Origin of the sequence: Kibdelosporangium banguiense, from assembly GCF_017876405.1 — a bacterium.
GTDB classification, from domain to species: Bacteria; Actinomycetota; Actinomycetes; order Mycobacteriales; family Pseudonocardiaceae; genus Kibdelosporangium; species Kibdelosporangium banguiense.
Map to the genome: position 1 here is coordinate 9,851,802 of NZ_JAGINW010000001.1, position 23,035 is coordinate 9,874,836.

At 64.9% G+C, this 23,035-nt stretch carries 17 protein-coding genes and 1 pseudogene; 9 read left to right on the forward strand and 9 right to left on the reverse strand.

All coding sequences use genetic code 11. The features are described 5' to 3' along the window. Positions 1 to 227: 227 nt before the first annotated feature. On the forward strand, positions 228 to 2,588 hold the full coding sequence (locus tag JOF56_RS44485) for an arylsulfatase (protein ID WP_281065585.1): 2,361 nt from the start codon (positions 228 to 230) through the stop codon (positions 2,586 to 2,588). Between the two features lie 76 nt (positions 2,589 to 2,664). On the opposite strand, the gene JOF56_RS44490 is transcribed toward JOF56_RS44485, so the two are convergent. From JOF56_RS44490 to JOF56_RS44510, 6 genes and pseudogenes are all read right to left on the reverse strand, one after another. Further along, entirely contained in the window at positions 2,665 to 3,864 is a 1,200-nt protein-coding gene (locus JOF56_RS44490) for a cytochrome P450 (RefSeq protein ID WP_209645577.1), read from the reverse strand. 39 nt (positions 3,865 to 3,903) lie between these two features. Next, positions 3,904 to 5,403, reverse strand: coding sequence for a hypothetical protein (locus JOF56_RS44495; RefSeq protein WP_209645578.1), 1,500 nt, complete (start codon positions 5,401 to 5,403; stop codon positions 3,904 to 3,906). Between the two features lie 703 nt (positions 5,404 to 6,106). After that, entirely contained in the window at positions 6,107 to 8,062 is a 1,956-nt protein-coding gene (locus tag JOF56_RS44500; protein ID WP_245378653.1) for a multicopper oxidase family protein, read from the reverse strand. An 868-nt stretch (positions 8,063 to 8,930) separates the two neighbouring features. Then, positions 8,931 to 10,121 (reverse strand): AI-2E family transporter, encoded by a 1,191-nt coding sequence (locus tag JOF56_RS44505; protein ID WP_209645579.1) that lies wholly within the window; start codon positions 10,119 to 10,121, stop codon positions 8,931 to 8,933. A gap of 271 nt (positions 10,122 to 10,392) precedes the next feature. Continuing rightward, positions 10,393 to 10,541 (reverse strand): annotated as a pseudogene (locus tag JOF56_RS58760) (plasmid stabilization protein); the annotation flags it as partial. A gap of 257 nt (positions 10,542 to 10,798) precedes the next feature. Next, the gene (locus JOF56_RS44510) at positions 10,799 to 12,583 is read right to left on the reverse strand and encodes a thiamine pyrophosphate-requiring protein (RefSeq protein WP_209645580.1); all 1,785 of its coding nucleotides are present in this window, start codon (positions 12,581 to 12,583) and stop codon (positions 10,799 to 10,801) included. Positions 12,584 to 12,654: 71 nt separating this feature from the next. On the opposite strand from JOF56_RS44510, the gene JOF56_RS44515 reads away from it, so the two are divergent. From JOF56_RS44515 to JOF56_RS44540, 6 genes are all read left to right on the forward strand, one after another. Further along, complete coding sequence (locus tag JOF56_RS44515; RefSeq protein ID WP_307855536.1) at positions 12,655 to 15,546, forward strand: FAD-binding and (Fe-S)-binding domain-containing protein; 2,892 nt, start codon at positions 12,655 to 12,657, stop codon at positions 15,544 to 15,546. Positions 15,547 to 16,002: 456 nt separating this feature from the next. Beyond that, the gene (locus tag JOF56_RS44520) at positions 16,003 to 16,647 is read left to right on the forward strand and encodes an endonuclease (RefSeq protein WP_209645581.1); all 645 of its coding nucleotides are present in this window, start codon (positions 16,003 to 16,005) and stop codon (positions 16,645 to 16,647) included. A gap of 218 nt (positions 16,648 to 16,865) precedes the next feature. Then, a complete protein-coding gene (locus JOF56_RS44525; RefSeq protein ID WP_209645582.1) occupies positions 16,866 to 17,264 on the forward strand; it encodes a phage holin family protein in 399 nt (132 codons plus the stop codon). After that, a complete protein-coding gene (locus tag JOF56_RS44530) occupies positions 17,261 to 17,476 on the forward strand; it encodes a DUF3618 domain-containing protein (RefSeq protein ID WP_209645583.1) in 216 nt (71 codons plus the stop codon). The genes JOF56_RS44525 and JOF56_RS44530 overlap by 4 nt, the downstream gene beginning before the upstream one ends. Positions 17,477 to 17,545: 69 nt before the next feature. After that, on the forward strand, positions 17,546 to 17,758 hold the full coding sequence (locus tag JOF56_RS44535; RefSeq protein WP_209649140.1) for a hypothetical protein: 213 nt from the start codon (positions 17,546 to 17,548) through the stop codon (positions 17,756 to 17,758). Between the two features lie 93 nt (positions 17,759 to 17,851). After that, a complete protein-coding gene (locus tag JOF56_RS44540) occupies positions 17,852 to 19,357 on the forward strand; it encodes an FAD-dependent oxidoreductase (protein WP_209645584.1) in 1,506 nt (501 codons plus the stop codon). A gap of 164 nt (positions 19,358 to 19,521) precedes the next feature. Here the strand turns inward: JOF56_RS44540 and JOF56_RS44545 are convergent, their stop codons facing one another. After that, complete coding sequence (locus tag JOF56_RS44545) at positions 19,522 to 19,941, reverse strand: DUF6292 family protein (RefSeq protein WP_209645585.1); 420 nt, start codon at positions 19,939 to 19,941, stop codon at positions 19,522 to 19,524. Between the two features lie 133 nt (positions 19,942 to 20,074). Here JOF56_RS44545 and JOF56_RS44550 point away from each other — a divergent pair, with 133 nt between their 5' ends. Further along, on the forward strand, positions 20,075 to 20,731 hold the full coding sequence (locus tag JOF56_RS44550; RefSeq protein ID WP_209645586.1) for a HemK2/MTQ2 family protein methyltransferase: 657 nt from the start codon (positions 20,075 to 20,077) through the stop codon (positions 20,729 to 20,731). Beyond that, the gene (locus JOF56_RS44555; RefSeq protein WP_209645587.1) at positions 20,709 to 20,927 is read left to right on the forward strand and encodes a CDGSH iron-sulfur domain-containing protein; all 219 of its coding nucleotides are present in this window, start codon (positions 20,709 to 20,711) and stop codon (positions 20,925 to 20,927) included. Before JOF56_RS44550 ends, JOF56_RS44555 begins: the two co-directional genes overlap by 23 nt. On the opposite strand, the gene JOF56_RS44560 is transcribed toward JOF56_RS44555, so the two are convergent. Together JOF56_RS44560 and JOF56_RS44565 are read right to left on the reverse strand one after the other, a co-directional pair. Beyond that, positions 20,918 to 21,898 (reverse strand): iron-containing redox enzyme family protein, encoded by a 981-nt coding sequence (locus JOF56_RS44560; RefSeq protein WP_209645588.1) that lies wholly within the window; start codon positions 21,896 to 21,898, stop codon positions 20,918 to 20,920. The two genes, JOF56_RS44555 and JOF56_RS44560, sit on opposite strands and share 10 nt — an antisense overlap. Further along, the gene (locus JOF56_RS44565; protein ID WP_307855537.1) at positions 21,895 to 22,971 is read right to left on the reverse strand and encodes a carboxylate-amine ligase; all 1,077 of its coding nucleotides are present in this window, start codon (positions 22,969 to 22,971) and stop codon (positions 21,895 to 21,897) included. The genes JOF56_RS44560 and JOF56_RS44565 overlap by 4 nt, the downstream gene beginning before the upstream one ends. Between the last annotated feature and the right edge of the window lie 64 nt (positions 22,972 to 23,035).

The window sequence follows — 23,035 nt, forward strand, 5'->3', positions numbered from 1 at the left end:
TTCCCTGGCGTTCATGCACCTGGTGCGCATCGACGCTGCCCACAGTGGACCACTGATGATCACGGTGAACACGTGGATGCCGGACGTATGCCTTGCCGCAGAGGGGCTTGACTCACCCATGGAGGGTGATGGCTGACCGCGGCGGCTGCTGTCGGGTTCAGGCAGGCACTCGTTCCTCGCGGGGGTATGGAGTCGGGGACGAGCCGTGGGACCCGTTAGGAGATGTGATGACTATGGTGGATCGTCCCCGGAACGTGCTTCCCATTCCTGAACGCAAGCATGTGGGGATCACGACTTACGACGCCAAGGACCCGGATACCAGTTTCCCGCCCGTCGTTGCGCTGCGACCACCGCCGGGCGCGCCGAACGTGCTGATTGTCCTGCTCGACGATGTGGGATTCGGCGCGTCGAGCGCGTTTGGCGGCCCGTCGTCGAATCCGATGGCGGAGCGCCTGGCCGCAGGCGGCCTGCGGTTCACGCGCTTCCACACCACGGCGTTGTGCTCGCCTACGCGGATGGCGCTCCTCTCTGGCCGTAATCACCACACGGTGGGCATGGGCGGGATCACCGAGATCGCAACGTCGGCTCCGGGGTACACCTCGGTGCGTCCCGACGACTGCGCGCCGCTGGCCGAGACTTTGAAGCTGAACGGCTACACCACGGCGCAGTTCGGGAAGTGCCATGAGATCCCGCTGTGGGAGACCAGTCCGGCCGGGCCGTTCTACCGCTGGCCGACCGGCAGCGGCTTTGAGTACTTCTACGGCTTCCTCGGGGGCGAGACCAACCAGTTCTACCCAGCCATCTATGAGGGCACGACACCCGTGGAGCCGGACAAGCTCCCAGCGGAGGGTTACCACTTCACCGAGGACATGACCGACAAGGCCATCATGTGGGTCCAGCAGCAAAAGGCGCTGGCGTCCGACAAACCGTTCTTCATCTACTTCGCGCCGGGCGCCACCCATGCTCCCCACCATGTGCCCGCCGAGTGGCTGGACCGCTACCGGGGCCGGTTCGACGCAGGGTGGGATGTTCTGCGGGAGGAGACCTTCGCCCGGCAGAAGGAAATGGGCGTGATCCCCCCAGATGCGGACCTCACAGCGCGGCCCGAGGAGGTTCCGGCGTGGGAGGACATGGATGACGCACTCAAACCGGTGCTGGCCCGCCAGATGGAGATCTACGCAGCGTTCTTGGAACACACTGACTTCCACGTCGGCCGCCTCATCGATACGCTGGCAGAACTGGGTGTGCTGGATGACACGCTGGTCTACTACATCATCGGGGACAACGGGGCCAGTGCCGAGGGGACACCGAACGGCACCTTCAACGAGATGATCTCGCTCAACGGCGCGGCCCAGCTCGAGACGGCCGAGTCGGTGGCCGCACACATCGACGAGTTCGGGACTCCGACGGCCTACAACCACTACGCGGTCTCGTGGGCACACTGCATGTGCACTCCGTATCAGTGGACCAAGCAGGTAGCCTCCCACTTCGGTGGCACCCGTAACCCGGCCATCGTGCACTGGCCCAACGGATTCACCGCGCGCGGCGAGATGCGCACCCAGTTCCACCACGTCATCGATGTCGCCCCCACCGTCTTGGAGGCCGCGGGCCTGCCCGCTCCGGATTTCGTCCACGGAATTCAGCAGCGCCCCATTGAAGGGGTGTCCATGCGCTACTGCTTCGACGATCCCGGCGCAGCCGGGCGCAGGGAAACCCAGTACTTCGAAATGTTCTGCAATCGCGGCATCTATCACCAGGGATGGACGGCGGTGACACGGCACAGCACGCCTTGGATGTTCCACGCCGAACTACCCGCGTTCGACGACGACGTGTGGGAACTCTACGACACCGGCACCGACTGGACCCAGGCTCACGACCTGGCCGCCGAGATGCCGGACAAACTCCGCAAACTCCAGCGCCAGTTCCTGATCGAGGCGACCAAATACAACGTGCTTCCGCTCGACGACCGCCGGATCGAACGTCTCGACTCGGACCTGGCCGGACGTCCGGTGCTGGTCACTGGCCGATCCCAGACCTTGGTCAAAGGCATGAGCCGGCTCCCCGAAGGGGCGGTCATCAACCTGAAGAACAAATCCCACAGGGTGACCGCCGAAGTCGACGTGTCCACCGCGCCCGCGAACGGGGTCGTCATCGCCCAGGGCGGCGCGTTCGGCGGATGGGTCCTCTACGCCAAGGGCGGCATCCCCAAATACTGCTACAACCTGTTCGGACTAGCCCGGTACACCGTAACCGGCGACGCGCAGCTGGGGCCGGGAATCCACCAGTTGCGGATGGAATTCGCCTACGATGGCGGCGGCCTGGGCAAGGGCGGAACGGTAGTTCTTCTCCTCGACGGTGCCCAGATCGGCGAGGGACGCCTGGACGCCACCATCCCCCTGGTGTTCTCCGCTGACGAAACCGTGGACCTGGGCAAAGACCATGGATCAGCCGTCAGCGACGACTACGCACCCGAAAACAGTGACTTCACTGGCACAGTGAACTGGGTGCGGCTCGAGATCGGCGACGACAGTCATGACCGCCTGATCACACCGGAAGACCGCCTTCGAGCGGCCATGGTGCGTCAGTAAAGGCGAAGACCTGTTGCACATGAACAGCTTGGGCAATCACACCCACCAGACCAGCACCAACCCGCAGCACCCCGCGTCACCGCAACCTGACAGGCAGGCTGGCAGGGCCACGCAACACAGGGTTGTCCCGGTACACGGGTTCGCCGGCCAGGGCCAGTCCGGGTAGCGATGCGAGTGCGGTCAGGGCGATCTGGCCTTCCAGGCGGGCCAGTCGCGCGCCGAGGCAGGAGTGGATGCCGAGGCCGAACCCGAGGTGGCGGCCGGGAGATCTGGCGAGATCGAGGCGATCCGGGTCGTTGAACACCTCGGGGTCGCGGTTGGCCGCGGCGACGAGCGCGATGACCAGTTCGCCTGCGAGAACGTACCGGCCGGCGAACTGCGCGTCGGTCAGCGCGGTCCGTGCGATGAATTGCAGGGGCGAGTCGTAGCGCAGCAGTTCCTCCACGGCGTTGCCGGCGAGTCTGGGATCGCGGCGGAGGAGGTCGAGTTGGTCGGGGTGTCGCAGCAATGCCAGGGTGCCGTTGCCGAGGAGGTTGACCGTGGTCTCGTGGCCCGCGACGAGCAGCAACTCGCAGGTGTTGAGCAGTTCCTCTTGGCTGAGTATGTCTCCGTGCTCCTCGACAGCGGTGAGCTGGCTGATCAGGTCGGCCTGAGGCCGTCGGCGGCGCCGCTCGGCCAGGTCCAGGAAGTACTCGGCGAACGCCGACCAGGCGCGGTCCCGCTGCACCAGGATGTCGGGTGGCTGGAGGAAATCGAAGTCGGGATCGAACGCCATGGCCAGATCGTGCGACCACTGCTGGAGCATGCCGTGGTCCTCGGTGGGGACCCCGAGCAGGTCGCAGATCATCATCATCGGTAATGGGTAGGCGAACGTCGAGATCAGGTCGACCTCGCCGAGCGCGATTGCGTCGTCGAGCAGTTGGGCGACCAGGCGCTCGATCCGTGGTCGGAGCATGGCCACGGCGGGTGGCGCGAACGCTTTGCCAACCAGGTGCCGCAACCGGGTGTGGCGGGGCGGGTTGAGGAACAGGAACGGACGCCCGACCTGTGCCTGCGGGCTCCCGTCCGGCCTCGCGGTGACCAGCTTTCCATGACCGAAGCGTGGGTCACGCAAAAGGGCGGCGCAGTCGGCGTGCCGGGTCAGCAGGAACGCGCCCATCGGGTCGTGATGGATCGGCCCCGACTCGCGCAGACGCCTGTGGTGCGGGTAAGGGGCCGGTCGGATCCCCGGGTCGAGAAGCCCCCACAGCGGCGTCTCTGCGTTGTTGCCATGCATGATGTCAGGTCCTCCGCCCTCGTTACGACACAGCGCTCACTACGGCACAGCGAACTTGTTCGCGCGGGCGACGGCCAGGGACCGCCACAGTTGGCTGTCCATCGCATCGAATACGTGGTTCACCAGCCCCTGTGCGACGCCCAGGGTGACGGCGTTGAGCGAGGCGGGCGGCACACCGTCGTCCACGCCACCGACGCTCGTCCCGGACTGTGGCGCGTCGTGCCGTCCGCATAGGTAGTCCAGCCGCACGTTGGTTGTCTCTTCGACTACTCGGGCGAGCGGACGTGTATGGGCGAAGAATGCCTCCCCGGTTGATTCCAGGGCGGTCATCATCCACCACCGCACGGCCGGGTCGCTGTGCCGATGCGCGAGCTTGGCGAACTCGATCATGTGTTCGCGGTGCAGATCCATATCCGTATCGAGAAAGATGAACTCCAGGGTCTCGCTGGCGGAGAATCCGAGCACAGTGTCGAGCCCGAGGGCGTCCCAGTCGGCGAGAAACAGGTCACTGTGCGTCGAAAGCCTCGAAGCCCAGGCGTTGATCGCCTGCTGGGCGGCGTTTTCAGGATCGGTGTAGGACATGGCGTACTTGTTCAGATCCCGGTAGCCCAGCACGTCCATCATCCACATGGGGATGAATCGCTGGAGCTTCTGCAGCGGTGACAGGCCACTTTCCTTGCTCAGCCAACCGTAGAAGGGGTGCGTGGCGACTCGTGCCTTGCGCTCCTCGATCAGGCGGGCCATCTCGACGTCGCGGTGGTCGGCGGGATGGATCGCGAGAGGTGGCGCGGTCCACTCCTCGGTCGCCCGCCGGGAGGGGGAACGACGGGGCACCGTGCCGGAGTCGATATAGGTGTGGGCATAGGTCATGAACCCGTCGAAAATGCGTTCGAAGAGATCGAACATTCTCCCGCACAGTTCCATGGCACTGACACGCCGCCGGCTGTCGAGGATTTGTTCCTCGAACACGCCCTCTGTATTCGCGACGTGACCCGATTCGAGGTCCAGGTGGTACTTGCCGAAGTAACGGTATTCCAACCCGGTCCGCTCGGAGAGTGCCGTCGCGACCTTCGACGTATTGTCGAGCATTACGTGCCCGGTGGCTTCCCCGGCCTCCGAGTGGCCGAAGCGGACCAGCGCGTCGTCGGCATCCTCGACCGCCAGCGAGATGAACTCCATGCCGCTCCGGCGGAACACTTCTTGATCCTCGGACAGGAACAGCCACCACAGCATGTCACTCGCCTTCCACCCCAGCTTCTGATCGAGTGCCAGCTTCCGCCAGTCTTCCAAGAACAAATGCGAATGCTTCTCGTCCTCCCAGGTGCCGGCATCGATAATCCACTCATACTCGTCCCGCGGCTCGGGGAAACGCAGCACCCAACGGTTCATGTCCCGGAACTGCATGACAAAGAACGCCGCCATTGGCGCAAACGTCAGGCGCTCCTCGAGCGGCACATGATCCGCGTGCAACCAGCCAAAGAACGGATGTGAGGCGATTGCATTCTGTCGAGCATCTCGCAAATCCATCACTTCACGCATGTCAGGATATCACTTTCGCTATCTCACTACTATGGGAACTCGATAGATCCAGAGTTTCAGACAAAGCTTCATTGTGCCGAAACAAGACGCACCCCCCGGTCGCCCCCATGGGGCGCTCTCATCACTGGAGGTGATGCCGCGCGGCACCGCTTGCATGGGGCCCACAATGACCCGCGTGATTTATTCCGCCAATCACCCCCGTACCGCGACCATGCACACGCGGTACCAATATTTCTCGGTACGCGAGAGCAGTCGCCGGATGGAGTGTCAGCTTGACATCCCCCACCCGTTCATTGAAAAATACTCACCGCACTCCAGTCTGTGGCATCAGGAGGGGGCTCTGGAAAGGGGCCATTCGCCCGGCCCCGACAGGCTGTGGCGAGTGGTGATATCCAGGGGTCGCTGGTGAGGGCGTTGTGGATGGCGTCGCCCGCCAGCGCGGAACCGATGGTCTGGTCAAAGCCTGCTCGTTCGAGCCGATCAGTGGACCGTTCATGCGCCCGCGCGACGAACCCGGTCGACATCGGCATCCGAACAGCACCATCGCAGCCATGAAAGCCACGAGTTGATCGTTTGGGGTGTCGTGGGCAACCGGGCCCGATGGACAGAGAGCCCTTGGCGGGACTGGATTTTCCGAAAATCAAGTCCGCAACCAAGGGCTCTCCGTGACCGCCTGTCGAGGCCACGCTCGATGCACTGACGGTCAGTGGTGCCCGCCGCCTGGGCCCATCGGGTGCAACGCCAGAATCTCCTCCGGCATCACGACAAACGGGCGCATCATCGACTCGTCCTCGTGTTCCAGGATGTGGCAGTGATACGTGAACTCACCGGTGCCGCCGCCGAACTGGCCGGCGACCGAGACCAGTTCGCCTGCTGCCACCCGGATCACGTCCTTCCAGCCCTGCTCGTTGTCGTCGAGCGTGCCGGGACTGGCGAACGCGATCGGCCGGCCGGGTAGCGTGCCCAATCCCACTGTCCGCTCCTGCCCTGCCTTGATCACCGTGAACGCGTCGACGGTGTAGTTGTTGCGGCTCAACGCTTGGAAGGCCATCACGTGGATGTGCATCGGATGACTGTCGGGCACGTCGGATCCGCTGAGGTTAAGGAAGTTCCAGAGTTCCCAGCCGCCGTACTTGGTGAAGTAGTTGACGGTCTCCTCAAACTTCACGGCGACCCGCTTGAGCGTTTTCAATCCCTGGCCCGGCAGGTCGATCTGGACCACACCGTCGCTCGGCAGCGTGACCGAGGACTCGTCGACCTCGATCATCTCCCAGATCATCGGCATCCCGGTCAGTGATGCCGGGGTCAGCAGCACCCACCGGCGCTCGTGCGCAGGCGGCAACGTCTCGTGTGTCAACCGCACGAACGAGCCGGATACCTTCTCCGGCAACGTGAAGCTGTCGGCGCACGCGTGATCACGAGCGACCCGGAACTGCATGACCTCCTGGTTGTCTCCCGCGTCCCCGGCGGTGTTCAACAACTGCACACGCTTGCCCGCGAACACGCTGAAGTCGACCAGCATGTCGGCACGCTCGGCCGAGGCGATGGTCAGCCCACCGATCGGGATGTCGACCGGTTCGGGCAGCAGGCCGCTGTCGGTACCGATCTGTTTGACCGCGCGCCGCGCCAGGTCTGGCTCGATCGGTACACCGGTCTCGTCGGCCAGTCGTAGTTGGTAGGTTCGGGAATTCGACGCGTTGAGCATGCGGAACCGGTACCACCGCGGCTCGACGTCGAAGTACGGCCAGATCGTGCCGTTGACGAGGGTGAACGGGCCGAGGAACGGGTGATCGGTCACTCCGTCGTCGTACAGCTTGCGCATCAGTTGACCCGTGAACTGCCCGTCCCGTGTGGTGGTCAGGTTCCGGTCAGCGATCACCAGTGGGACCTCATATTCGCCACAGGGCAACGCGAGCGAGTCCTCCTCGTCGTCGCGGATGAGGTACATGCCGGCCAGTCCGGTCAGCACGTTGAGCGCGGTGATGCTCATCGCGTGGTCGTGGTACCAGAGTGCGGTGGCCTGCTGGTCGTTCGGATACTCCGCCAACTGTGCGTGCCCTGGCGGTACTGCGTTGAACGCCCATCCGTCGTTCATTGCGTTGGTGTGGGCGCCGTGCAGGTGCACCACTGTCCATGGTGGCAACTCCGCCACGCCGGCGACCACCTCGTCCTGGGCGGTGTAACCGGGCTTCGTCGTGCCGTCGGGGTCCTGGGTGCGTACGTCGACGATCGGGTAGCACCCGCTGATGTCGTTGTGCCACGCCACACGCAGCCGTTGTCCGCGCCGGACTTCGATGGTGGGACCGGGAAAGTGCCCGTCGTAGGCCCAAACCCTGGACAGCGGCAACTCGGAGTGCAGCCGCACCCAGGTGGACTGCATCCGCACCGTCAGGTACCCCCGCTTCGGGCACAGCATAGGAGGGACGCGCAATGGGTCGAGGTACGACGTGAGACTCGAGCGTAGGACTGTCCTTGTTTCCTCGGCACCGGAACAACTGGAGCCGACCGGCCGCTGGACGAGATCGTCGAACCATGGATCATCAGGCACGATCGTGACCGGCCCCAGCCCGGTCGCGGCCGGGCCGACTGACGCGTCGCCTGCCAAGGCCACGGCCGCGCCGAACGTGGCCGTGGTCGCGAGAAACCCGCGACGATTCATGGGAATACCTCGTCTACGCGTGGACAGATGACCTGCATTCTGATTCCTTCCTCCCTACCAGTAACTCCACGATGGACAAAAAGATGACACCGCTCGCTTGACGGGAAGAACACCGTGCCGTTGGCACGGAAATGACTGCATTGCCGAAGTTGGCGGAGACAGGGCTGCTACGTACAAACCGGAGCCGCGTTACTCATTTTGCGCGATTGTTCCCTACGACGTCCTACTGCTCGATCCAAGTCTCAGCAGGACCGTCACTTTCATTCTCTCGGAATGCGGAGCTCGTTACCATAGTTCAATCGGGTCACGCGCGTGCCCCCTTTGTGGCGAGCAGATGTCGCGTTGAGCATCTCAACGTGGTCGACTGACTCGACTATTTGGTACGGTCGAGTCGAAGGACTGGCCCATAAGAGGGACATCGTCGCCTCGCGCGAGAATACCCGAGTGGAGTACGGGTCCCGGAACTGGTCACAGGGCAGCCCTCACAGCCACCAGGTTCCAGGTGACGATTTCATCGGTGACGTGGACGGCAATCTCTTATGTACATGGAAAAACTGTACGTACAGGAGGTCCCGTTTGTACATGCGAATCCGGTACGTACACGGACGATGCCAGCCGGCTGGTGCTCTGCATTGGCTCGTATCGCACCGCCATGGAAGTTGTCACGATCGGTTGACTCTGTCGAGCGCTGACATCGGACCGAGCCTCACAAGTGCCACCTTCAGTAGCCTTCCTCGCTCCGTCTGTCCATCGTAGACTCCTTGCCTTGTCCCGTCGCGCAACATCCTGGGCGTGCCGCTCGAAGACTCCGCGAAGAGCGAAAGACTCGGCCGCGTGGGCGATGTCGGGTAGTTGGTCTGCGGGCAGCTTAACAGTGATGGTGACGTGGTCGCTGTCGTCGTGCAGGCGGGCGGTCCTGCTCTTCTTCCTGCTGGTCGGCATCGTCGTCGGTCCTGCCTGGTTCGGCCACTTCCGGCTGGCTGCTGTGCACGTCGTCCGGGTCGGTTCCCTCATCCGCAGGGCTGCGCAACGAGCGGATACCGGAATTCAGTACGGCCAACAGAGGCACGGACAGCAAAGCGCCGACGATGCCGGCGGTGACCACTCCGGCCGCGATCGCGAGCACCACGGCAACCGGGTGCAGCTTCACCGCGCGACCCAGCAGGAAAGGTTGCAGCACATGGCCTTCCAGCTGTTGCACGAGGATCACCACGCCGAGCACGATCAACGCGGGGACAGGCCCATTGGCCACGAGCGCGACGAGCACGGCGGCGCCACCGGCGACCACCGCGCCGACGATCGGCACAAATGCGCCAAGAAACACCAGCGTGGCCAACGGAATCACCAGCGGGACGCCCACTGCCCACAACCCGATACCAATTCCAACAGCGTCCACAGTGGCCACTGCGACGGTGGCCCGCACGTAGCTGACCAAGGACGCGAGACCCTGGCGACCGGCGACGTCGACACGCTGACGGGTCCGGTGCGGCACCGCACCAAGCAGAAAGTTCCAGATGTCCGCACCGTCATACATCAGGAAGATCAATACGAACAGCACCAGCAGCATCTGCGCCAGGAACTCACCGATGGTCGTGGCCGTGGTGATGGCGCCGGTCGTGACCTTCGCCTGGTTGTCGGTCAGCGCATGCACGATCCGGCCAGAGAACTGCCGGACCTGGTCGTTGCTCAAGTGCAGCGGACCGTTCATCAGCCAGTCGCTGATGGTCCCGACACTGCGCCCAAGCTGGTCACGCAACGCGGGCAAGCCGTCGATGAAGGCCTGAACAACGAACGTAAGCAGAGCCGCGATCACAACCAGTCCGGCGAGCAACACCAACGCCACCGACAAGCCGCGCGGAATCCTGTGACGCGTCAGGAAACCCACCGCCGGGGTGAGCAGGGCAGCCAGCAACAGCGCGACCGCCACCGGCACGACCACTGGTCCCAGGTACCCGACGACTGTCCCGGCCACGTACAGCGCCGCCGCGATCACCACCAGGCGCCAGGCGTATGCGGCTGTCAACCGTAGTGGTCTGGGCACATCCTGCCGCTCGCTCATGCTGGCGGATTGACACCCGGATGCCCGCCGAAACATAAGGTGCGAAGGTGATTGACGCTACTGACGGCGAGCGGCGGCAAGTCCCAGCCCGGCTGCGAGCGCGAGACCGCCTGCGGCAACCAGTACTCCTCGCCCGTGGCGGACGGCCCACTACGCCTGGCGTGACCGCGCCCCCACCAGCCGGTCAGGCCGGATGCTGGCTTGGAGTTCTCTCACATGTCACGGGTACCCAGCGAACAGTCCGGTGAGCGCGGATCGGCGAGGCCGTCGGCTGGGATTCACCGGACTGGGCACGGTTCTTGTTGACCGTACGGGCCGCGCGATCTCCTTGGCTCGTTTCGTGCTGGCGCCGCACTTCCTCGCTGAGTCCTTGACATGCTTGTACTGTCGCTCACGCTTGTTGCTCCATGACTGCTGCATAAGCCGACATCCTTCGAAAGCTGTCTACAAAGGAGAATCCCGCGAAACCGCCCACCCAACCCCACCGTGGGAGACGCCCGGACCGAAGCCATGCGCCGTCACGGTCAGCTCCCCTGGATCTGCGAACTCACCATCGCCGGACGCATAGAAGTGGAAACCTGCTTCATGCCCACCGACGCAGACCAGACTCCACTGCAGGGAGGGAGCGCCGTCCGTTTCCAGGACCTCGGCTGGCACTCGACAGGCGGCGGCGTCGATCAATGCGGCAGCACTTCCTGTGCCTTGGTCTTGAGGCCCTCGACCATCAGGTGCCAGGCGTCCGGGTCGCCTTTGAGCACCGCTTCGGCGGCGAACTTGGCCTGTTCGAACGTCGCGTGCGGCGGAATCGGCGGCACCTCGGGATCACAGTGGACATCCAGCACCACCGGACCATCCGCGGACAGGGCACGATCCCACGCAGGCCCCAAGTCGTCCGGGTCGTCCACGGTGATCCCCTCAAGCCCCACGCTCTGAGCAAACGAGGCGTACGAGACATCCGGCAGTACCTGGGATTCCTCGAACTTCGGCGCACCGCCCATCGCCCGCAACTCCCACGTGACCTGGTTCAGATCGTTGTTGTGCAGCACACAGACCACACATCGCGGATCGGCCCACAGCTCGCGGTAGCGAGCGATCGTGATCAGCTCGGCCATCCCGTTCATCTGCATGGCACCGTCGCCGACCAGCGCCACCACCGGCCGGTCCGGGTGAGCGAACTTCGCGCCGATCGCGTAAGGAACGGCAGGGCCCATCGTGGCCAGCGTACCCGACAGCGACCCGCGCATCCGGCCACGCATCTTCAAGTCCCTGGCGTACCAGTTGGCCGCGGATCCCGAGTCAGCGGTCACGATCGCGTCCTGCGGAACGCGCGCGGACAGCTCCCAGACGATCCGCATCGGGTTGACCGGTGTGGCGGTCACCATCGCCTGCATCTCCACTGTCTGCCACCATCGTGCCACATTGGACTCAATGGTCTTCCGCCACGAGCGGTCCTCTTTGGCCCGCAGCAGAGGGATCAACGCGGCCAGTGTGGACTTCGAGTCGCCAACGAGGTTCACTTCGGTCGGGAATCGCATTCCGATCATGGTGCCGTCGAGGTCGATCTGCACACCACGGGCCTTACCGAAGTTCGGCAGGAACTGGGAGTAGGGGAAGTTCGAGCCGATCATCAACAGGGTGTCGCAGTCGCGCATCAGCTCGTAGCTCGGCCGGGTACCCAGCAGACCGATCGAGCCGGTCACATATGGCAGCTCATCCGAGAGGACATCCTTGCCCAGCAGAGCCTTCGCTACGCCTGCGCCTAGCAGGTCGGCAACGTGACGTACCTCGGCGGCGGCGGCGCGTGCGCCCTGGCCGACCAGGATCGCCACCTTCTTGCCCGCGTTGAGCACCTCGGCGGCGCGCTCGATGTCTCCTGCGGCCGGGAGCACGTCCGGCTGGACCACGCTCGGGGGGCTGGAGGGAACGTTCTTGAACGCGTGCTTCGGTGGCGTGTACTTCTCGTCCTGAAGGTCGGCCGGGATGATGATCGCCGTGGGTGCGCGCCGGGCCAGCGCGATCCGGATGGCGCGATCGATGGCGTTCGGCAGCTGCTCGGCCACGTTCACCTCAACGAGGTAGTCGCTGGCGACGTCCTTGAACAGGACCTGCAAGTCCACTTCCTGCTGATAGCTCCCGCCCATCGCGCTGCGCGCGGTCTGCCCGACGATCGCCACCACCGGTACGTGGTCCAGCTTCGCGTCGTACAAGCCGTTCAGCAAATGAATCGCGCCCGGCCCACTGGTGGCCATGCACACACCTACCCGGCCGGAGAACTTCGCATAACCGACCGCTTCGAAAGCCGCCATCTCCTCATGCCGTGACTGCACGAATCGTGGTTCGTTGTCCGCTTTTCCGAACGCGGCGATAATCCCGTTGATACCGTCGCCCGGATAGCCGAACACTTGCTCGACATTCCAGTCCCGCAAACGTTGCAGCACGTAGTCGCCAACGGTCTCGGCCACGTCAGGTCCCCTTCCGCTCGATACTCCCTCCCTGGCGGTTACCCAGTCGGCATCGGGGTACACAAGCCACCGTGGACCTGGTAACGAGCTTGCGTGAGCGGGTGGACGGCGAGATCCGGTTCGATGCGGGCAGTCGCGCCGCGTATTCGACCGACGCGTCCAATTTCCGGCAAATGCCTATCGGTGTCGTGATACCGCGAACACCGGAGGCCGCAGTCGAAGCGGTCGCTGTGGCGCGGGAATTCGACGCCCCTGTCCTTTCCCGGGGCGGTGGCACAAGCCTGGCCGGGCAATGCACCAACACCGCGATCGTGATCGATTGGTCGAAATACTGCACGCGGCTGGAATCCGTCGACGTCAACGCGCGCACCTGCGTTGTGCAGTCGGGAATCGTGCTGGACGAGCTCAGCCGCCAACTGGCGGACACAGGACTGCGGTACGGCCCGGAGCCCGCGACCCACATGAACTGCACCATCGGCGGGATGATCGGGAACAACTCCTGTGGCGCGACCGCACAACGCACTGGCAAGGTCGTCGACAACATCGCGAGACTGGAAGTATTGCTCTACGACGGCACCCGCTTCTGGTGCGGTGAGACCACAGATGACGACTACGCCCGGATCGAACGCCGGGGCGACCTCCGCGCGTCGGTCTACCGGCGACTGCGTCATCTCAGGGACACCTACGCCGACCGGATCCGCGAACGCTATCCGGACATCCCACGCCGCATGTCCGGTTACAACCTCGACTCCCTGTTGCCAGAACACGACTTCGACGTTGCCGGTCTGCTGACCGGTAGCGAGTCGACGCTGGTGACCATCCTCCGTGCGGAACTCGAACTCGTTACGGTGCTCAACGAGCGGACTCTGGTCGTGCTGGGATTCCCCGACATCTACCGGGCCGCGGACGCCGTTCCGGCGATCCTGCCGCACGACCCCATCGCGCTGGAAGGCATGGACGCACGGCTGATCCGCGACGAACAGATCAAGCACCTCAACGACAAAGCACGAGGCGAACTGCCGAAAGGGCACGCGTACCTGATGGTGCAGTTCGGCGCGAGCACCAAGGACGAAGTCGAGCAACAGGCACAGCGACTGCTCGACGGGATCGGCGAGTCGGAACACGACCCCGCCCACGAGGACGAGCTGTGGCAAGTTCGCGAGGCAGGCCTCGGCGCCACCGCCCACATCCCGAACCATCCCGATACGTTCGAAGGCTGGGAGGATTCCGCCGTCGCACCGGACCGGCTCGGCGACTACCTCCGCCGCCTGCAAGGCCTGTACCAGGAATTCGGGTACGCCGACAACACAGGTCCCAGTCTCTACGGCCACTTTGGACAGGGCTGCGTGCACACCCGCATCCCGTTCGACCTCTACACCACCAACGGCGTGGCCGCGTACCGGCAGTTCATGCAACGCGCCGCCGACCTGGTCGCCGAGTTCGGCGGGTCGTTCTCCGGCGAACACGGCGACGGACAGAGCCGCGGTGAACTGCTGCCAAGGATGTTCGGGGCAGACCTCGTCGACGCCTTCGGCAAGCTCAAGGCGATCTTCGACCCCGGCGACAAGATGAACCCGGGCAAGGTGGTCCATCCGTCCCCGCTCGATGACCACCTGCGGCTCGGCTCGTCCTGGGCGCCCGCCGTCGACCAGCGCCTGCACTTTCACTACCCGCATGACGGCGGTTCCTTCGCCGAGGCCGCCAACCGGTGCGTCGGAGTCGGCAAATGCCGGCAGCACACCAACTCCAAAGGCGCGGTCATGTGCCCCTCGTACCAAGTCACCAAGGACGAGGAACACTCCACGCGCGGTCGCGCCCGCCTGCTGTTCGAGATGCTGGACGGTCACGGCGACAGCCCGATCCAGGACGGCTGGCGCTCCGGAGCCGTCAAGGACGCATTGGACTTGTGCCTGTCCTGCAAAGGATGCAAGGCCGACTGCCCGGCCGACGTGGACATGGCGACCTACAAAGCGGAGTTCCTGGCTCACCACTACCAAGGCCGGCCGTGGCGGCGTCCCCGCTCGGACCTGTCGATGGGCTGGCTCCCCACGATCGCCCACGCCGTCAGCAGACTGCGGCTCAGCCGCATCGTCAACGCGGCCACTCACACTCCCTTGCTGTCCACACTGGCCATCGCGTTGGCCGGAGTGGAGAAGCGCCAGATCCCGCTGTTCGCACGCGAAAGCCTGCAGCACTGGTTCCACCGCCGCGGCTCACGACCCGGCCATCGCGGCACAGCCGTGCTCTGGCCCGACACGTTCACCGGCTTCTTCCATCCACACATCGGGAAAGCGGCTGTCGAAGTGCTCGAAGATGCCGGCTGGCAAGTCACCATGCCGGCCCGGCCGCTGTGCTGCGGCCTGACCTGGATCTCCACCGGGCAGCTCACAACAGCCAAACGGATCCTCACCCGCACCGTGCGCGCCCTCGCCCGCCACGTACGTGCGGGCGGCCTCGTCGTCGGCCTCGAACCCAGCTGCACCGCGGTCTTCCGGTCCGACGCCCTCGACCTGTTCCCCGGCGACCACGACGTCCGCCGCCTCCACGAGCAGACCGTGACACTGGCCGAGCTACTCACCGAACACACCGATGGGTACCAGCCCCCGCCCGTAGCCGTGGACCAAGCTCTTGCCCAAGTTCATTGCCACCAGCACGCCATCATGGGCTGGGACGCCGACCGCACACTGCTGCGTCAGGCCGGTGTCCACATCGAACAGCTGGAATCCGGCTGCTGCGGACTGGCCGACAACTTCGGATTCGAACGAGGCCACCTCGACGTGAGCAAAGCCTGCGCCGAACGAGTCCTGCTGCCTCGGCTACGCGCAGCCGCCCCATCGACCACCGTCCTCGCCGACGGATTCAGCTGCCGCACACAGATCCACGAACTCGACAGCGGCGGTCACAAAGGCGTCCATCTCGCGGAGCTTCTCGCCCAAGCCCTGCGAGCACGTACCCGCGATTGATCCAGGCCACATCCTGACGTCAGGTCAGAACACCTTGACCCGTTGCGGCCCATTCGGCCAACCTGGGCGACACTGTGCTGTAGAAAGCCGGTTCCAGCGTCATCGCGACGTGACTGCTGTCCATCTCCACGCATTCCGCACATGGGTCAAGGCACAGCTGCTCGGTTCGAGTCAGCGCACTTCTCGTCATGCCAGAGACTTACCCAGACGCCCGATCGCTAAGCGACACCACGACGACATACCGCATCGGTCGTTGTCTGGTCACACAGACCGGGTACCCACTGCATCCCAGACGACGCACCCAGCACTCGGGATCGGATGACGGCCGTCCGACAGGCAACCAACCAGCTGGGGGTAACCCAAGGGCATGAGTACACACCAGAGCAAACACTTTGCCACCACCGCCCGGACCTTCGGCCCGGGTTCACGCACCGGCACTCGTGGTACCCGGCCTGCATGACCGACCAGAAGCAGATCGCGAGGCGGCTGCTCGACGTGGCCGGCGACACCTATGCCAGCCAGGCCAGCATCCGCCTCGCCGACAAACCGTCCCCGCTTTACCGGTTGCTCGTGCTGAGCGTGTTGCTGTCCACCCGGATCAAGGCGGACATCGCGGTGGCCGCCGCCCATGAGCTGGCCAAGGCCAAGATGACCACCCCTCGCAAGATGCTCAACGCGACCTGGCAGCAACGAGTCGACGCCCTCGGCAGGGCTCACTACGTCCGCTACGACGAAAGCACCGCGACCGCACTCGGCGAGGGCGCGCAGTTGCTGCTCGACAAGTACAGCGGTGACCTACGCAAGCTCCGCAAAGCGGCGGACGGCGACGTGGACAAGATCCGGGCGTTGCTGCAGGAGATTCCGCGACTAGGGCCGGTGGGCGCACACATCTTCTGCCGCGAGGTGCAAGGGGTATGGCCGGAGCTTCGGCCGTATCTGGACCGCAAGGCGCTCGACGGCGCGGCCAAGGTCGGCCTGACAGCCGATCGCGGCCGGCTGGCCCGACTGGCCGGTGACGATCCCGCCAGGCTGGCCGCGGGTCTGGTCCGCGTTGGTCTGGATAGGCGCCTCGCCAAGGAAGTCCAGCAAAGCGCCTCGTGACAGGTCACACGAGGGCCGCCGCGCGGTCCCGGAGCTCCGGATGCACCCGGTTCTCTCAGAAGTCGAAGAACGCTTCCTGGTCCGGCCCATGCACACCGGCCCCGACAAGCAACTTCAGGCCGTACATTCGAGTACCCCCCAGCCGGTTTGTCACAGGTGCTGGACGAGTCGTTTTCCGCCCGGCCGGCGGGGTAGTCCAGACAGGAGGAGTGATCGCGATGCCGGAAAACACCTCTGGTGAGAAGTCCACCAGTGAGCTGCTCAAAGATCTCTCCGGTCAGGTCGGCCACCTCGCCCGCACCGAGGTCCGGCTGGCCGGACGTGAGGTGCGCGGCAAGATCCGGCACGCCGGACTGGGCGCGACGGCGGCCGGGGTCGCCGGTGTGCTCGCCCTCTACGGTGGCGGCGCGATCATAGCCGGGCTGATCCTGCTGCTCGCACTCGTTATGCCGGTCTGGGTGGCCGCGCTTGTCGGCGGTGCCATCGCCCTTGCCATGGCGGGGCTTGCCATCCTAGTCGCCCGCGCACAGCTACGCCGCGGCGCTCCGCTGCCGTCCGCCGCTGTGGAAAGCGCGAAACAGGACATCCGGACCGTGAAAGAGGCGACGCAGCGATGACCAGCAAGCAACGGATGCCCGGCGACGGACTGACCGACGACGACTTGCGCCGCGACGTCGAGCTCACCCGCGAGGAGCTGGCAGGCACCATCGACGCGCTCACCCGTGTCCCGGCGCGGATGCGGCGTTCTGCCCGGCTGCCGGTGATCGTCACGGGTGTGATGCTCCTGCTTGTCGTGACCGCGATGTGGTGGAGGCGAAAGCACCGATGAGACTGCGAGAGCTGACTGAGCACCTCGGGCCGTTCGCGTCGGTCTGCTTCGACTGAAGAGGAGGCCGCGATGCAACGCGAAAGCGACAAGCATGGACCACTCCGCGACGACGAGCTCAAGCACGAGATCCAGGGCGCGCTGCGCGGCAATCGGCCCACCAGGTCCGAGGAATGGCGTGATCCCGAACCCTTCACGGACGACGACGGTCCGCTATCCCAGCTGACCGAAGCCGGTGTGGCAGTGTGGCTGGACGACCGGAAGACACCCACCATCGGATCGTGATCAACACAATCTCACGACGGCGCTCAAGAAAGCCGTTGACGCGGTCCTGTACGTCGCGGCATGGCAGGCGCCTGATGCGGGTATCCGGGAGCCATGTCAACGACAACCGCGCGGCATTCGCTCTGGCTCGAGGCGCTGCCGGCCGACGGATACCGGAACCTGGAGGGCGACAAGAATTTTGATGTGGTCGTCATCGGTGGCGGCATCACCGGGCTGACCACAGCCTTGTTGCTCAAGCGTGCCGGCGCACGCGTCGCCGTGCTGGAGGCGGGCCGAATCGCCAGCGGCGTCAGTGGCAACAACACCGCCAAGGTGACAGCGCTGCAAGCCACCATGTACTCGAAGATCGCCGGACGGCACGGCACCGCCGCGGCGAGCGACTACGCGGCCGCCAGCATGGCCGGCGTGGACCAGCTCGCCGCGCTTGTCGAGCAGGAGGGAATCGAATGCGACGCGGACCGCAGGCCGGCGGTCACCTACGCCATGACCGAGGGCGAGTTGCCCGCCGTACGGCGGGAAGCCGAAGCCGCTGCCGCGGCGGGGCTGCCCGTGACGTCGGTCGACGAACTCGATGTCCCGTTCCCGATGTTCGGCGCTGTCCGCCTGGATGACCAGTTGATGATCCACCCGGCTCGCTACCTGATCGGGCTGGCGGCGAGCGTGCACGGTGACGGATGCGAAGTGTTCGAGAACAGCCGCGTCTTGCTGGTTCACGAAAGAACGCAATGCCGGGCGGCTACCGAAAGCGGCACGGTCAGTGCGGATCGCGTGGTGGTTGCGACGCACTACCCGATCCTTGACCGAGGGCTGTACTTCGGCCGCCTGGAACCCATCCGCGCCTACTGCGTCGCCCTGCGACTGCGGTCTGGGGCACCGCCGCGTGAGCTCGCCATCAGCGCAGGGAACCCGGCCTGGTCCATAGGTTCCGCGGGCGATCTGTTGATCGTGTGTGGGCAAAGCCATCCCACCGGGGAGCGATTCGTCGGCAACGAGCGGTACCAGCGGCTCGAGTCCTTCGCCCGCGAGCACTGGGACGTCGATCGGGTCACCCACAGGTGGTCCGCGCAGGATCCCCGCGGCTACGACGACCTGCCGATGATCGGCTCATACACGATGGGCTCGAAGCGGCTCCATGTCGCGACCGGGTACGCGAAATGGGGGCTGTCGACCGGAACGTTCGCTGGCATGATTCTCGCGGATCGGCTTATGGACAAGCCGAACCCGTGGGCGGACCGGTTCAGTCCGCACCGTGTGACGCTGACCGCCCTGCCGTCCCTGCTGAAGATGAACGCGATGGTCGCCGGCGACATGATCGGCGACCGGCTCGTCACCGTCGACACAACCACCAGCGAGGACGTGCCGCGCGGACAGGCCAGCGTCGTGCGGGACGGTCTCGGCCGCAAAGGCGTCTACCGCGATGATGACGGTGGCCTGCACGGCGTATCACTGCGCTGCACGCACCTTGGCTGCTTGGTGCGGTTCAACCAGGCCGAACGCAGCTGGGACTGCCCGTGCCACGGATCTCGGTTCGATGTCGACGGCAATGTCCTAGAAGGACCGGCGACGCGTCCGCTGCCACGCCGCGATCCGGAGACCTGACCTACCGGGTGTCGCACGTCGTCGGCGAGGCGCCGGCCGAGCCTGATCCTGACCAGGCCCACGGCCATCACGGCCTGGCTGGGCTGAACACCCTGGTGATACTCCCCGGAATCCGGAAACGTCTCCGGCCTGTCGCATCCGCAACCGATGCCTCGGGCCGCTCGTCAATCCCGATATGCCGGTACGTACCGCGAAAGCCTACGTGTCAGCACAGCACGGTCGACTTGGCGTTTACGGACAGTCACCGAACGTACTGCGCCGTCGGTCACTTGTGTGAGCCACCGGGCGACCGCGGCCGGGGCGGGCAGCAAGTCCGCCTGGTGCACGGCCACCACGATCAAGTCCTCGCCGCTCGCCGACTCCATCGCGACCGCCCAGCCGGTCTGTTCGTCCCACAACAACGCGGCATCGCGACCGGTGAAGCCGGCCACACGGTTGTCGACAGCCAGATAGATCATGGCCTGCTCATCTGCCTCCAGGCAGCAGGATTCGAGCCCCACTCCGACCGCATCCGCGACTGAAGCGGCATAGGCCTGCAGCCCGGCACCCAAGGTGCCATCCCCCTCGTGCAACGGCTGGGTCATGGCGCCTCCCGCCTCCGTAGAGGTAGTCGGTCATCGCGACGCTGTCCAAACCTGTCACCCGAGAAGTCACCCACTTGACCGATCAATGACCGGAAGGCGTTTCATGTCAATGGAAAGTGGTATTCAGCGTCCTGTGTGGCTGATTCGATCCCGAGGCGTCTACCGTCCGCAGGAAGACACCTGGCTGCTGTCCCGCACCATGGCCGAGGCATCGTTCCCCGCCGGCGCGACAGTGCTCGACGTATGTACGGGCACAGGCGCGCTCGCGATCGCCGCAGCACGCGCTGGGGCCCAGGCAGTGACCGCAGTGGATCTCTCCTCCCAGGCGATCGCCACGGCATGGGTCAACAGCCGGATACGAGGCATCCCGCTCGAGCTGATCCATAGCGACTTCGCCCAGCTCGCGGGGAAACGCACTTTCGATGTCGTACTGTCCAATCCCCCGTATGTTCCGTACCGGAACGAAGAACTACCGGAAGGCCTCCAACGCGCATGGGACGCCGGCCCGCAGGGCCGGGCAGTGCTCGATCGGCTGTGCCCCCTGTTACCTGTTCTGCTCAATCGTGGAGGCACCGCTCTGATCGTGCACTCGGCCTTGTGCGGCACTGAGACCACTCTGAATCAGCTGCGCGGCACCGGGCTCAAGGCATCGGTGGTGGCTCGTGAGACCGTCCCCTTCGGACCTGTCATGCGTGCTCGCGCCGAATGGCTGGAGAGTGCCGGCCTGATCGACGCGGGACAGCGCCATGAGGAACTGGTGGTGATCCGTGCCGACCGCATCGAGCAGTGAGCCCACAAGGATCACGTTGATCCAAGGTGGTCCCGCACTTGTGGAAGGCCCCGTCGAACTGGTGACCGACGACGGCACTGTCGTGGTCTCGGACCGTTTCCTGGTCGCCGTGTGCACATGTCGCCGCAGCAAGTTGTTTCCACTGTGCGATACAAGCCACCGCAAACGGATCCGAAAATCCTCCAATCAGGACTGACGCAACGAGGATCGGTCCGCCCGCCACTCCCCGAGCACCTCGGCGGCGAACCGGTCCTCCAACAGATCCGTCGCCTGCACACCGAACACCACAAACTCGGTCAACTCCGGTTCACGCGCCAGCAGATCACCGATCACATCACGTCGCATCACCTGCTCGTGCACCGCATCCGCTTCCACGTGCTCGGCGAAGAACACCACACAGGCCGGACTGGCCCCAAGCCTACGCAACGCCTTGGCCATCCGCTGAGCACTCGGCGCGGTGGTGATCTCCGCAGCGGCGAAATGCCCGACCAGGGCTCCCCGCATCGAGCGACGCAATCCGAACAGCGACATCATGTTGACCACGGCGAGCATGGCTGCCGGCACCACTTCGAGATAGTGCAGGTATCCCGTCTCCAGCCCCGCACCGGCCAGCAGATCGACGTAGAGCTGAGAATGCATTCTTTCCCCGCGCCCGCCGCCGAATTCGTCGAACTCGACAGCCACCAGGGACGCCTTCGCCTGCCCCTGCAGCCGGGGAATCACCCACGCGTGGGGATCGGCTTCCTTGTGGTGGTAGATCGACCGGTGGACGAAGTACTCACACGCCTGCCACCACTCCCCCTCGTCGCGCAGGTAGTGACTGATACCCGTTCCATCGACGGGTTCGGTGAGTAGCGCGTCAAGCGTTCCCGATATGTCATCACCACCGGCGGCCTCATCACGCAACGCCGTCAGAAACGTGTCCTCCATGATCGCACGTAGCCGCAGCAGGTCAGGATTCCATTCCCAGTCCGGATTCACGGAGTCGAAGCCGCGGTAGTGCAGCTCGTAGCACACCTGCAGCGCCAGTTGCAGATCCTCGCCATACGGGTCCGCTCGCCGCGCAGCCACATCCGGATAGCCATGATCTGCCGGTTCGCCACGCAAGGCTTCCACCACCACAGCGGACAGTTCACCACGGGGCTCAGGCAACGGCGGCGGCTTCATTTCTCCTCCATGGCTGTCAATGCGACCAGTTCGTCCACCACGGCGACGGGTTCGCCGGTCCGACGTTGCCGCTGGGCACCTGTGCCCCGCTTGGTCACCTTGCGCACCAGATCATCGATCGCCGAGTCGTCGGCAAGATCGACCAACTCGGTCAGCAACCGCCGCGTGGCGACGCTTCGCCCGCATCGCAGATCGATCCCAGGGCCGTCCAGGCCGTAACGGGCCGCTGACCAGATCGCGGCGGCCGCCAGCTGCCCATCGATCGGCTGGGCTTCGCGGCCCGCCGCCAGCTCGGTCAGTGCATACCGTGCCAAACTCACTGTCAGCGCGGCCTGCAACGCTGCCTCGTCGACAGTGGCCACCGCGTCCGCCACCCGTACCTCTACTGTGGAGTATCGCGGCGACGGCCGAGCGAGCCAGAAACTCATTGTCTCGTCGATCAACACGCCACAGTCCACAAGCCGGGCGACCATCTGGTCGTACTCGGCGGCCGAACCGAACCACGGCGTGAGTCCGCTGCCAGGAAGACGTGACTGCTGCACCATCCGCCAGCTGGCGTACCCGGTGTCCCGGCCTCGATCGAACGGAGAGTTGGCGGACAATGCCAGCAACACGGGCAACCAGACCGACATATGGTTGATCACCGCGACCGCGGTATCCCGATCCGGTATTCCAATGTGGACGTGACAGCCGGACACCTGATAGTCCCGGAAGACCTGGGCGTAGACCGCCGAGATCCGATCGAAGCGCTCTCCCTCGGCAACAGGCACGTCAGGATCGGCAAGCACAGCGGTCCCAGCGGAGACCAGACCCAGCCCCTCCCCGCAAGCTGCCTCGCACAACACGCGGCGGCCGGCGGCAAGCTGAGCACGCAACTCGCCCATCGACGCACACACCCCACTGGCGAACTCCACCTGGCTGCTGAGCAACTCCCGATGCAAGGTGGCGCCGTCCGGAAGCACACCGGAACCCACTCGTTTCAGCACCGCGTCCGCTCTCCCCACGGTTCGCCGCGACCTGGCATCCACCAGCAGGAATTCCTCTTCCACCCCGAACGTGACTGTCACCGTCACCGAATACCCCGATGGAGAAGCCCGAATCCCGGCCGGCCAAAGGACCCACGTTTCCGGATCTGCT

Coding starts and splice junctions, on each gene's coding strand:
- JOF56_RS44485 (WP_281065585.1), top strand. CDS start 228: ATGACTATGGTGGATCGTCCCCGGAACGTGCTTCCCATTCCTGAACGC.
- JOF56_RS44490 (WP_209645577.1), bottom strand. CDS start 3,864: ATGCATGGCAACAACGCAGAGACGCCGCTGTGGGGGCTTCTCGACCCG.
- JOF56_RS44495 (WP_209645578.1), bottom strand. CDS start 5,403: ATGCGTGAAGTGATGGATTTGCGAGATGCTCGACAGAATGCAATCGCC.
- JOF56_RS44500 (WP_245378653.1), bottom strand. CDS start 8,062: ATGAATCGTCGCGGGTTTCTCGCGACCACGGCCACGTTCGGCGCGGCC.
- JOF56_RS44505 (WP_209645579.1), bottom strand. CDS start 10,121: ATGAGCGAGCGGCAGGATGTGCCCAGACCACTACGGTTGACAGCCGCA.
- JOF56_RS44520 (WP_209645581.1), top strand. CDS start 16,003: ATGACCGACCAGAAGCAGATCGCGAGGCGGCTGCTCGACGTGGCCGGC.
- JOF56_RS44525 (WP_209645582.1), top strand. CDS start 16,866: ATGCCGGAAAACACCTCTGGTGAGAAGTCCACCAGTGAGCTGCTCAAA.
- JOF56_RS44530 (WP_209645583.1), top strand. CDS start 17,261: ATGACCAGCAAGCAACGGATGCCCGGCGACGGACTGACCGACGACGAC.
- JOF56_RS44535 (WP_209649140.1), top strand. CDS start 17,546: ATGCAACGCGAAAGCGACAAGCATGGACCACTCCGCGACGACGAGCTC.
- JOF56_RS44540 (WP_209645584.1), top strand. CDS start 17,852: ATGTCAACGACAACCGCGCGGCATTCGCTCTGGCTCGAGGCGCTGCCG.
- JOF56_RS44545 (WP_209645585.1), bottom strand. CDS start 19,941: ATGACCCAGCCGTTGCACGAGGGGGATGGCACCTTGGGTGCCGGGCTG.
- JOF56_RS44560 (WP_209645588.1), bottom strand. CDS start 21,898: ATGAAGCCGCCGCCGTTGCCTGAGCCCCGTGGTGAACTGTCCGCTGTG.